The organism is Geodermatophilus sp. SYSU D01106 (assembly GCF_054049995.1).
The window spans coordinates 1-10,762 of record NZ_JBJGYM010000045.1; the positions used below are offsets into that span (position 1 = coordinate 1).

Genomic DNA, 10,762 nt, shown 5'->3' on the forward strand with positions numbered 1-10,762 from the left:
CCCCCCCCCCCCGCCCCCCCCCCCCCCCCCCCCCCCCCCCCCCCGCGCGGCCGGCCCCCCCCCCCCCCCCCCCCCCCCCCCCCCCCCCCCCCCCCCGCGGCGGTGAGCCAGGACGCCCGCCGGGCCCCGGCTCAGGTGAGGGCGAGCTCGCGGCAGCGGGGGCAGACGTCGCCGGAGCCGAGCCCGCGCCGGCCGCCCCACGCGCCCTGGACGACGGCGACCGGGGTGCCGCACACCGCCACCCACGGCGGCGGGCCGTCGGCGGCCTCCCGCGGGACGGCGTGCGCCGTGCTGCTCTCCCGGTCCCGGCCGGCCGCGTGGCCGCTCCCCGCGCTCGTCACCGGCCCAGTCTCCCGGCCCGGCCGCACCCCGCGGTGCCCGACCTCGCCCCGCAGCGCGAGGTCGGGCACCGCGTGGCGAGGTCGACCTCCCGGGCGGCACAGGGGCACTCGACCGTTATCCCCAACCAAACCGCCCAAACGGTGCGACAGCGGCTCCCGTCCCGAGGCACGCTGCAGGCCGTGAGGACGACGGAGCACCGGGTGACCGCCGGCGCGGGTGTGCAGCTGTGGGCCGAGGAGCGCGGCGACCCGGCCGCGCCGCCGCTGCTGCTGGTCATGGGCGCCAACGCCAGCGGCGTCCTGTGGCCCGAGGAGCTGGTCGACGTGCTGGCCGCCGGGCACCGGGTCATCCGCTACGACCACCGCGACACCGGCCGCAGCTCCGCGGTGTTCGACCGGGCGCCCTACGCGATCGCCGACCTCGCGCGCGACGCCGTCGCCGTCCTCGACGCCCTCGGGATCGAGCGTGCGCACGTCGCGGGCATGTCGATGGGCGGCACCCTCGTCCAGCTGCTCCTGCTCGACGCCCCGCACCGGCTCCGCAGCGCCACCGTGTTGTGCACCTCCGCCCTCGGCGCCGGCCTCGCCGACGTCGCCGGGACGGGGGAGCTCCCCGGTCCCGCGCCCGAGCTGCTCGCGTACTGGCAGACCATGGGTGGCGACCGCGACCGGGCGGCCGAGCTCGACTGGCGGGTGGAGCACTGGCGCCTGCTGAGCGGCGGCGTGCTGCCCGTCGACGCCGGCTGGTTCCGCGCCCTGGAGGAGCGGGCGATGGACCACGCCGGCAGCGTCCGCGGGCCGGTGGCGCACGCGCTGGCCGACCAGTCCGGCCTGGACCGAGGCGCCGAGCTCGCCGCCGTCACGGTGCCCACCCTCGTCGTCGAGGCGCCCGAGGACCCGGTCAACCCGCCGCCGCACTCCGCGCACCTCGCCGCGGTGGTCGGCGGTGCCGAGCTGGTCACGGTGCCCGGGATGGGGCACGCGCTGCCGCCGGCGGTGCACGGACCGCTGGCCGCGGCGGTCGCCGCGCACACCGCGGCCGCCGACGCGGGCTGACGACGGGGGAGCCGCGACCGTCACGCACGGTGACGGATTGCGTGATCTGCGACACGCCCGACGGAACCGGTCGGTTCCGCCTGTGCTTGGCTCCGCGCACCCGTCCCACCCCCCGCGGAGGAACCCATGACCCGGTTGCGCCGGACCGCCCTCACCCTCGGCGCCGCGGTGGCGCTGGCCCTGACGACCGCCCCGGCGGCCGGCACGGTCGCCGCCCTGCCCGCCGACGTCGCCCCGTGCACCGACCCGCACGCCGGTGACGTGCACGCCGACGACGTCTCGCACGGTCCCGAGGAGGCGCGGGTCCGCCCCGGCGCCACCCGCGGCGAGCCCAACGCCGTCTCCGCCGACCAGGCCGCCGCCCTCGGCAAGCCGAAGACCCGCCCGGTCCTGCCGGCGGGCTCGGTGACGATCGAGACCGTCTTCCACGTGATCACCCCCGCGCCGCTGTCCCCGGAGCAGAAGGCGCTGCGCGATCGGCAGATCGCCGCCCAGGTCGCCGTGCTCAACGACGCCTACGCGGGCACCGGCGCCGCCGCGCCGTCCCCCGACAGCCCGTTCCGCTTCGTGTACGACCCCGCCGACACCGACTACGTCGCGGACCCGGCCTGGGCGGCGCTGGAGCCGGGCAGCCGTGAGGAGCGGGCCGCCAAGACGGCGCTGCGCGAGGGCGGCCCGGCCACCCTCAACGTCTACGTCGCCCCGATCGGCGGCGGGCTGCTCGGCTACGCGACGTTCCCGCAGTCGGCCAAGGGGGGCCAGCTGTGGCGCGACGGCGTCGTCATCCTCGACGAGTCGATGCCCGGCGGCACCGCCGCGCCCTACAACGAGGGCGACACCGGCACCCACGAGGTCGGTCACTGGCTCGGGCTGTTCCACACCTTCCAGGGCGGCTGCACCGGCCCCGGCGACCATGTGCCCGACACCCCGGCCGAGGCCGGCCCCGCGTTCGAGTGCGAGGCCGACGCCGGCCGCGACAGCTGCCCCCGCGACCCGGGCCTCGACCCGATCACCAACTTCATGGACTACACCGAGGACTTCTGCATGAACACGTTCTCGGCCGGCCAGGTCGCCCGCATGAGCAACGCGTGGGAGGCCTACCGGGCCCCGGTGGTCTGACCCGTTCTCCGCAGGTCGCGCCGCCCGCGGGGACGTCCCCGCGGGCGGCGCGTGCCGTTCCTGTCCCCGGGCGGCCGCGGCGGTCCATGCTGTCGCCCGTGACCGCCCCCTCCGTGCCGCTGCCGTGGTTCCCCGCGGCGCAGGCGCCGGGCGGCCCGCCCGCCCCGCGGCCCGCGGGCCCCGGGCTCGACCGGCTCGTGCTCGACCCGGCCGCCGCCTCGCTGGCCGGGCCCCGGGGCGAGGACCAGGACGCCGGGTACGCCGGCCCCGACGCGCTGGTGGTGGCCGACGGCGTCGGCGGCGGCAACGGTGGCGCCACCGCCGCGCGGCTGGCCGTCGCCGAGGTCACCGCTCGCCTCGCCGCGGGCCGTGCCGCGGGGGAGGACGCGCTGCCCGACGCCGGCCTCGCCGCCGCGCTCGCCGCGGCCGACGCCGCCGTGCGGGCCGCCGCCGCGGCCGACCCCGCGCTGCGCGGCATGGCCACCACCTGCACCGCCGCGGTGCTCACCCGCGACGGCCGGGTCGTGGTCGCGCACGTCGGCGACAGCCGCGCGCACCTGTACCGCGACGGCGTGCTCACCCGGCTGACCACCGACCACAGCCTCGTGCAGTCGCTGGTGGCCTCCGGGGACCTGACGCCGGAGGAGGCCGCGGCCTCCCCGATGCGGTCGATCCTGCTGCGCGCCCTCGGGGGATCGCAGGACCCCGGCCCCGCCGACCTGATCGCCGTCGCCGCCCGGCCCGGTGACCGGCTGCTGGTCTGTTCCGACGGCCTGTCCGGCGTCGTCCCCGCCGGCACGCTCACCCGCGTGCTCTCGGCCGAGCGGCGCCCGGCGGCCGCCGCCTCCCGGCTGGTGCTGGCCGCGCTGGCCGCCGGCACCCGCGACGACGTGACCGCCGCCGTCGCCGACGTCACCCCCGCCGGCTGGTCCACCACCGCCGGCCCGGTCCTGGTGGGGGCGGCCGGCCCCACCTGAGCCCCGGGGGTCTTGCCCGGCGGCGCCTCCCCGGGGCAGGGTTGTGACCCAGACCACACCCTGCCGACCCCGGGAGGTCACCGTGCCCGACACCGACCAGGACGGCGACCGGCCCGGGGGCCCCCGTGGGTAGGGACGTCGCCGCGGCGCCCGCCCCGCGCGAGGCCGCCCGGGTGCGCAACGTGGCGCTCGTCGGCCACGCCGGCGCCGGCAAGACCACCCTCGCCGAGGCGCTGCTCGCCGCCACCGGCGCGGTGCCGCGCGCCGGGCGGGTGGAGGACGGGACCACCTGCCTGGACAGCGACGAGGTCGAGGTCCGCCAGCAGCGCTCGGTCACCCTGGGCGTCGCCACCGTCGAGCACGACGGCACCCGCATCACGCTGCTCGACACCCCGGGCAGCCCCGACTTCGTCGGCGAGCTGCGCGCCGGCCTGCGCGCCGCCGACTCCGCCCTGTTCGTCGTCTCCGCCGTCGGCGGCGTCGACGCCACCACCGTGCAGCTGTGGGAGGAGTGCGCCGCCGTCGGCATGCCCCGCGCGGTCGTCGTCACCCAGCTCGACCGGGCGCGCGCCGACGTCGAGGAGACCGTCCGGCTGTGCCAGACGCTGCTCGGCGACGGCGTCTACCCCGTGCACCTGGTCGACCGCGGCCCCGACGGCGCCGTGCAGGGCGTGGTCAACCTCCTGCAGCCCGGCGCGCAGGCCCCCGACGCCGACCGCCTCCGCGGCGAGCTGATCGAGGGGATCATCGGCGAGAGCGAGGACGAGGCGCTCATGGAGCGCTACCTCGCCGGCGACGAGCTGGTGCAGGGCGACCTGATCAGCGACCTGGAGACCGCCGTCGCCCGCGCGCACTTCCACCCCGTGCTGTGCGCGGCACCGCTGCAGGGCATCGGCCTCGACGCCCTGCTCTACCTGCTGGTCAACGCCTTCCCGTGCCCCTTCGAGCACGGCTGCCCGCCGGTCACCCGCCCCGACGGGTCCCCGGCGCCGGCGCTGGCCTGCGACCCCGACGGCCCGCTGGTGGCCGAGGTGGTCAAGACGACGACCGACCCCTACCTCGGCCGGGTCTCCCTGCTGCGCGTGTTCTCCGGGACGCTCACCCCCGACACCCCGGTGCACGTCTCCGGGCACGGCGGCGCCGACCGCGGCCACCCCGACCACGACGCCGACGAGCGGGTCGGCGCCATCTCCTCGCCGCTGGGCGCCGCGCTGCGCCCGGTCCCCGCCTGCCCGGCCGGCGACGTCTGCGCGGTCACCCGGCTCGCCTCCGCCGAGACGGGCGACACCCTGTCCTCACCCGGCGACCCCCGCCTGGTGCCGCCCTGGACGCTGCCGGTGCCCCAGCACCCGGTCGCCGTCGAGGCCGCCTCCCGCGCCGACGAGGACCGGCTCGGCCCGGCGCTGACCCGGCTGGCCGCCGAGGACCCCACGCTGCGGGTGGAGCGCTCGCGCGACACCGGGCAGCTGCTGCTGTGGTGCGTCGGCGAGGCGCACGGCGAGGTGCTGCTCGAGCGGCTGCGCACCCGGCACGGCGTCGCGGTCACCACCGTGCCGGTGCGCGTGCCGATGGTGGAGACCCTCGCCGGGCCGGGGCGGGCCACCGGGCGGCTGGTCAAGCAGTCCGGCGGGCACGGGCAGTACGCCGTCGTCGTGGTGGAGGCCGAGCCCGGGGAGCCGGGCTCGGGCATCTCCTTCGAACAGCGCGTCGTGGGCGGGGCGGTGCCCAACCAGTACCACGGCAGCGTGGAGAAGGGGATCCGCGCGCAGTGCGCCAAGGGCATCGAGGGGGACCGGCCGCTGGTCGACGTCCGCTTCGTGCTCGTCGACGGCAAGGCGCACTCGGTCGACTCCTCCGACGCGGCGTTCCAGTCCGCGGGCGCGCTGGCCGTGCGCGAGCTCGCCGCCGCGGCCGGCACCCGGGTGCTCGAGCCGTGGTGTGAGGTGGCCGTCGTGGTGCCCGGCGAGCACGTCGGCGCGGTGATGAGCGACCTGTCCTCCCGGCGGGCCCGGGTCACCGGCAGCGACGCCGACCCCGAGCGCGACCGCACCACCGTCCGCGCCGAGGTGCCCGAGATCGAGCTGCTCGGCTACGCGGGCGCCCTGCGCTCGGTCAGCCACGGCACCGGCTCGTTCACCCGCCGGCCGCTGGGCCACGAGCCGGCCCCGGCGTCGCTGCTCGTCCCGGCCTGACCCCTCCCCGTCCGGGGCCGGTTCCGCCATGATCGGCGGCGGACCCGGTCCCGCACGGAGGAGACGGTGCATGCCCCACGACGCCGAGCTGGCCGAGCGCGTCCGCCGCGCCCTCCCGGAGGGGCGGGAGGTCCGGGAGGTCGCCATGTTCGGCGGTCTCGCGTTCATGGTCGACGGCGCCATGGCCGCCTGCGTCTCCACCGGCGGGGGCGCCCTGCTGGCCCGGGTCCCCGCGGAGCGCGACGCCGAGTACCTCGCCCGGCCGGGGGCGCGGCGGGCGGAGATGGGCGCGGGCCGGTCGATGGGGGAGGGGTGGATCGCCGTCGACGACGCCGCGCTGGCCGCGGACGAGGACCTGCGCTCCTGGGTCGAGGCCGTCCTGGAGCGCGACGCCGGGAGCGGCCGGCGCCGCTGAGCCGGGCGACCGCCGAGCCCCCGGGCGGGCCTCCCGGCCGGGCCCGGGCGGTGGGACCGCCGGTGCGCCGCGTCCGGGGATGTCGCCGCGGGACACTAGCCTCGGCAACGGTGTGCAGCGGGGTGGAGGAGCAGTGACGTCGTCGCAGGGGCCGTCGGCCGCAGTCCCGGCGTCCCCGGGCCGTCCCGTCCCGGACGCCGGGGCGGGGTCCACCGTGTCCGACCGCAACGAGCTGCCCGACCGGGTGTGGACGGTCCCCAACGCGCTGTCGGTGCTGCGGCTGCTCGGCGTGCCGCTGTTCCTGTGGCTGCTGCTCGGCCCGGAGGAGGACGGCTGGGCGGTCGTCGTCCTCATGGTCTCCGGCGTCACCGACTGGGCCGACGGCAAGCTCGCCCGCCTGCTCGGCCAGTCCAGCCGGCTCGGCGCCCTGCTCGACCCGGCCGCCGACCGCCTCTACATCGTCGCGACGCTGGTCGCCTTCGTGCTGCGCGACGTCGTCCCGCTGTGGCTGGTCGCGGTGCTCGTCGGCCGGGAGCTCGTCCTCGGGGGGATGCTGGTGCTGCTGCGCCGCGCCGGCTACCCGCCGCTGCAGGTGCACTACCTCGGCAAGGCGGCCACCTTCCTGCTGCTCTACGCCTTCCCGCTGCTGCTGCTGGCCAGCGGGGGCGGCGGCTGGTCGTGGGTGGCGCCGTTCGCCTGGGCGCTGACGATCTGGGGCAGCGCCCTGTACGTGCTCGCCGGGCTGCTCTACGTCGTCCAGGTCGTCGGCCTGTTGCGCGCCGAGCGCGCCGGGGCGTCCCCCGCGGGCACCGGACCCCGGCCGGGGCCGTGACCGCGCCCGGGCCCCGGCCCCGCGGCAGCGGGCCGCGGTCGATGGGCGCCTCGCTGCTCGACCAGGTCCTCGCCGAGACCCTCGACCCCGCCTACGCGCAGGCCGCCGCCGCGCGAGCCGCCCGCGCCGCCGACGGCGCGCCCGACCGCCCGCCGTGGCGGCGCCGGCTCGGCCCGCTCGCCGTCGCCACGACGATGGCCGCGGCCGGCCTGCTGTTCTCCGTCACCTACGACCAGGCCGCCTCCGGCGCCGAGGGCCGGGAGGAGCGGCGGGCGGCGCTCATCGAGGACATCCAGGCCCGCTCGGCCTCCACCGACGAGCTCGCCGCCGAGCTCGAGCGCCTGCGCGGCGAGGTCACCGGCGCCCGCGCCGACGCGCTGGCCGCCAGCGCCGTCGGCCAGCGCGCCCTCGACGACCTCGACGCCGCGGAGCTCGCCGCCGGCCTGGACGCGGTGAGCGGGCCGGGCCTGGTGGTCACCCTGGCCAACGCCGAGCCCGACGCCGACGCCGACCCGGTCGGGGGCTCGGCCACCGAGGACGAGCGCGGCCGCGTCCAGGACGGCGACCTGCAGCTGGTGGTCAACGCCCTGTGGGCCGCCGGCGCCGAGGCGGTCAGCATCAACGGCCAGCGCCTGGGCCCCACCACCGCGATCCGCTTCGCCGGCGAGGCGGTCCTCGTCGACTTCCGCCCCGTCACCAACCCCTACCTCGTCAGCGCGATCGGCGACCCGGACGAGCTCCGGCCCCGGTTCCTGGGCAGCCCCGAGGTGAACGCCCTCGCGGTCATCTCCGAGTCGTTCGGCCTGCGTTTCGAGTTCGCCCAGGAGGACGAGCTGTCCGTGCCCGCCGGGGGAGTCCCCGAACTGCGATCCGCCGACCCCTACACCGGGGTGCCGGCCGAGGCCGCCCTCGGCGGGACGGGGGGCTGAGCCGTGATCCCCGTGATCGGCCTGGCCGTCGGCATCGCGCTCGGCCTCGTCCTCGACCCGACCGTCCCGCTGTGGCTGCAGCCCTACCTGCCGATCGCCGTCGTCGCCGCGCTCGACGCGGTGTTCGGCGGCGCCCGCGCCCGGCTCGACGGCGTCTTCGACGCGAAGGTCTTCGTGATCTCGTTCGTGTCCAACGTCGTCGTCGCCGGCCTGATCGTCTTCCTCGGCGACCAGCTCGGCGTCGGCGCGCAGCTGTCCACGGCCGTCGTCGTGGTCCTCGGCATCCGCATCTTCGGCAACGCCGCGGCCATCCGCCGGCACTTGTTCCGGGCATGAGCGGCGACGGGCGTCCCGGCGACCGGCCGGAGGACGCGGTGCCGGAGGAGACCGTGCCGGAGGACGCGGTGCCGGAGGAGACCGTGCCGGAGGACGCGATGCCGGAGGAGACCGTGCCGGAGGGGACGACGCCGGAGCCCCGCGACGAGGCGCCGGAGGTCCGCGACGAGGTGCCGGAGCCCCCGGCGGAGCCCGCGGAGGGTCCCGCCGACGGGACGGCGGAGGGCCCCGCCGGGGAGCCCGTCGCGGCACGGGCGGCGCCACCCCGGCGACGGCGCTCGTCGCTGGTGGCCGCCTCCCTGATCGCCGTGCTCACCGTGCTGCTCGGCTTCGCGATCGCCGTCCAGGTGCGCAGCACCGACACCGGCGAGGCGCTCGAGGGCGTGCGCGAGGAGGACCTGATCGGCATCCTCGACGACCTCGACGCGCAGGAGGAGCGGCTGCGCGCCCAGATCGCCGACCAGCGGGCCGACCTGCGCGAGCTGTCCGACAGCGACAGCCAGGCGGCCGCCGCCCTCGAGGACGCCACCTCCCGCGCCGACTCCCTCGCGATCCTCAACGGCACCGTCGCCGCCGAGGGGCCCGGGCTGGTGGTCACCATCCGCGACCCCGAGGGCCAGGTGCGCGTCGCCGACCTGCTCGACGCCGTCCAGGAGCTGCGCGGCGCCGGCGCGGAGACCATGCAGATCGACGGCGTCCGGATCGGCGTCTCCACCGCCGTCACCGGCACCCCGGGCGCCCTGCGGATCGACGGGCGGCCCGTGGAGGCGCCCTACGAGGTGGTCGTCATCGGCTCGGCGCAGGACCTCCGGACGGCGATGAGCATCCCCGGCGGCGTCGTCGACCGGGTCGGCCGGCAGGGCGGCAGCGTCGACATCGAGCAGCGCGACCGGGTCGTGGTGGACGCGTTGCGGCCGCTCGACGAGCCTCAATACGCTCAGCCGGACCCCGGCGACTAGGCCGGTGGTCCCGTTCCGCACCGACCCCAGGAGACCCGCCGCATGACGACCACACCGGACGACCGCCGCTACACCGACCAGCACGAGTGGGCGCTGGTCCAGGACGGCACCGTCGTCCGCGTGGGCATCACCGACCACGCGCAGGACGCGCTCGGCGACATCGTGTTCGTCCAGCTGCCCGAGGTGGGGGAGGAGGTCGGCCCCGGCAACCCGATCGGCGAGGTGGAGTCGACCAAGTCGGTCTCCGACGTCTACTCGCCGGTGCCCGGCACCGTCTCGGCGGTCAACGAGGCGCTCGGCGACGCGCCCGAGACCATCAACGCCGACCCCTACGGGGCGGGCTGGCTGGTCGAGATCACCGTGGCCGGCGACGCCGCCGATGCCACCGCCGACCTGCTCGACGCGGCCGCCTACCAGGCGCTGGTCGACGCGTCCTGACCGCCCCCGCCGAGGCCGGCCTCCCCGGGACGATCACTATGCTGCCCCCGGGAACCGGCCCTCGGCCGGGCCGCTGGGACAGGTGTGACGTCGCCCCGACGTCCGGTTGACCCTCGGTCCGACCGCTGGTTCCATGACCAACGGCCCGCCGTGCGCCGCACGGCAGCCGACCCACGACGGCACCGACCGGACCGTCGTCCGCCGGCCGCCCGCGGACTCGCTCGCGGCGGTGCCCCCTGCACCGGAGGAGAACAGACGTGCACTGCACTCGCTGTGGCCACGACAACCCCGAGGGCAGTCGCTTCTGCGCGCAGTGCGGCGCCGCCCTCTCCCAGGAGCGCGTCGGCGAGTCGACCAGCGTCATCCCGAAGGTCGGCGGCGAGGACACCACCGACGTCCCCGAGGTGAGCGAGCCCGCCGCGGACGCCCACGCGGGCGCCGTCGAGTCGCTGCCCGCCGGGTCGGCGCTGCTGGTCGTCAAGCGCGGCCCGAACGCCGGCAGCCGGTTCCTGCTCGACCAGGACGTCACCACCGCCGGCCGGCACCCCGACAGCGACATCTTCCTCGACGACGTGACCGTCAGCCGCCGGCACGTCGAGTTCCACCGCGAGGGCGGCGGCTTCTCGGTGCACGACGTCGGCAGCCTCAACGGCACCTACGTCAACCGCGAGCCGGTCGACGTCGCGACCCTGGCCGGGGGTGACGAGGTGCAGATCGGCAAGTTCCGCCTCGTCTACCTCACCGGCCCGCGCACCGGCGAGCCCGCGGCCCGCTGACACCGGTGCCCGGAGCGCCCGCCGGTGCGTCCGGGGACGGCGCCGACGCGCGCACGCCGCGCCTGGCCATCGGGGCGGTGCTGACCGCGCTGCGCGACGACTTCCCCGACGTCACCATCAGCAAGATCCGGTTCCTCGAGGCGGAGGGCCTGGTGTCCCCGGAGCGCACCGCCTCGGGGTACCGGAAGTTCTCCCGCGCCGACGTCGAGCGGCTGCGGTACGTGCTCACCGCCCAGCGGGACCACTACCTGCCGCTCAAGGTCATCAAGGAGCACCTCGAGGCGCTCGACCGCGGGGGTGCGGGCCCCGGGGGCGGGCGCCCGCCGCCGGCCCCCCCCCGGGGGGGGGCGCCCCCGCCCCCCCCCCCGCCCCCTCCGACGCCCCCGCCCCCC

Annotated in this window: 13 protein-coding genes; 12 read left to right on the plus strand and 1 reads right to left on the minus strand. The window is 77.8% G+C overall.

What is annotated here, in order from left to right; genetic code table 11:
• Positions 1 to 131 precede the first annotated feature (131 nt).
• Positions 132 to 341: a hypothetical protein gene (locus ACI78R_RS23195; protein WP_457042450.1), complete on the minus strand. Its 210-nt coding sequence runs from the start codon at positions 339 to 341 to the stop codon at positions 132 to 134.
• A 180-nt stretch (positions 342 to 521) separates the two neighbouring features.
• On the opposite strand from ACI78R_RS23195, the gene ACI78R_RS23200 reads away from it, so the two are divergent.
• The 12 genes from ACI78R_RS23200 to ftsR form a co-directional block, all read left to right on the plus strand.
• The gene (locus ACI78R_RS23200; RefSeq protein WP_457042451.1) at positions 522 to 1,397 is read left to right on the plus strand and encodes an alpha/beta fold hydrolase; all 876 of its coding nucleotides are present in this window, start codon (positions 522 to 524) and stop codon (positions 1,395 to 1,397) included.
• A gap of 126 nt (positions 1,398 to 1,523) precedes the next feature.
• On the plus strand, positions 1,524 to 2,516 hold the full coding sequence (locus ACI78R_RS23205; protein WP_457042452.1) for a zinc metalloprotease: 993 nt from the start codon (positions 1,524 to 1,526) through the stop codon (positions 2,514 to 2,516).
• A 98-nt stretch (positions 2,517 to 2,614) separates the two neighbouring features.
• Positions 2,615 to 3,493, plus strand: a complete 879-nt coding sequence (locus ACI78R_RS23210; protein WP_457042453.1) for a PP2C family protein-serine/threonine phosphatase — start codon at positions 2,615 to 2,617, stop codon at positions 3,491 to 3,493.
• Between the two features lie 125 nt (positions 3,494 to 3,618).
• Positions 3,619 to 5,685, plus strand: coding sequence for an elongation factor G-like protein EF-G2 (locus tag ACI78R_RS23215; RefSeq protein ID WP_457042454.1), 2,067 nt, complete (start codon positions 3,619 to 3,621; stop codon positions 5,683 to 5,685).
• Positions 5,686 to 5,755: 70 nt separating this feature from the next.
• Positions 5,756 to 6,100, plus strand: coding sequence for a TfoX/Sxy family protein (locus ACI78R_RS23220; protein ID WP_457042455.1), 345 nt, complete (start codon positions 5,756 to 5,758; stop codon positions 6,098 to 6,100).
• Between the two features lie 214 nt (positions 6,101 to 6,314).
• Positions 6,315 to 6,932 (plus strand): CDP-alcohol phosphatidyltransferase family protein, encoded by a 618-nt coding sequence (locus ACI78R_RS23225; protein WP_073420655.1) that lies wholly within the window; start codon positions 6,315 to 6,317, stop codon positions 6,930 to 6,932.
• Positions 6,929 to 7,861 (plus strand): DUF881 domain-containing protein, encoded by a 933-nt coding sequence (locus ACI78R_RS23230; RefSeq protein ID WP_457042456.1) that lies wholly within the window; start codon positions 6,929 to 6,931, stop codon positions 7,859 to 7,861. The genes ACI78R_RS23225 and ACI78R_RS23230 overlap by 4 nt, the downstream gene beginning before the upstream one ends.
• Before the next feature lie 3 nt (positions 7,862 to 7,864).
• Positions 7,865 to 8,197, plus strand: a complete 333-nt coding sequence (locus ACI78R_RS23235; protein WP_073419795.1) for a small basic family protein — start codon at positions 7,865 to 7,867, stop codon at positions 8,195 to 8,197.
• Positions 8,194 to 9,156 (plus strand): DUF881 domain-containing protein, encoded by a 963-nt coding sequence (locus tag ACI78R_RS23240; RefSeq protein WP_457042457.1) that lies wholly within the window; start codon positions 8,194 to 8,196, stop codon positions 9,154 to 9,156. The genes ACI78R_RS23235 and ACI78R_RS23240 overlap by 4 nt, the downstream gene beginning before the upstream one ends.
• A gap of 42 nt (positions 9,157 to 9,198) precedes the next feature.
• Complete coding sequence (gene gcvH, locus ACI78R_RS23245) at positions 9,199 to 9,594, plus strand: glycine cleavage system protein GcvH (protein ID WP_073419796.1); 396 nt, start codon at positions 9,199 to 9,201, stop codon at positions 9,592 to 9,594.
• Between the two features lie 257 nt (positions 9,595 to 9,851).
• Positions 9,852 to 10,370 (plus strand): oxoglutarate dehydrogenase inhibitor Odhl, encoded by a 519-nt coding sequence (gene odhI / locus ACI78R_RS23250; protein WP_175562821.1) that lies wholly within the window; start codon positions 9,852 to 9,854, stop codon positions 10,368 to 10,370.
• 5 nt (positions 10,371 to 10,375) lie between these two features.
• Positions 10,376 to 10,762, plus strand: a 387-nt coding sequence (ftsR, locus tag ACI78R_RS23255; protein ID WP_457042458.1) for a transcriptional regulator FtsR, incomplete at its 3' end; no start/stop codon positions are given.

What these genes read in the sequence shown, in the direction of transcription:
- ACI78R_RS23205 (WP_457042452.1), top strand. Translation starts at nt 1,524, where the DNA reads ATGACCCGGTTGCGCCGGACCGCCCTCACCCTCGGCGCCGCGGTGGCG.
- ACI78R_RS23220 (WP_457042455.1), top strand. Translation starts at nt 5,756, where the DNA reads ATGCCCCACGACGCCGAGCTGGCCGAGCGCGTCCGCCGCGCCCTCCCG.
- gcvH (WP_073419796.1), top strand. Translation starts at nt 9,199, where the DNA reads ATGACGACCACACCGGACGACCGCCGCTACACCGACCAGCACGAGTGG.
- ACI78R_RS23240 (WP_457042457.1), top strand. Translation starts at nt 8,194, where the DNA reads ATGAGCGGCGACGGGCGTCCCGGCGACCGGCCGGAGGACGCGGTGCCG.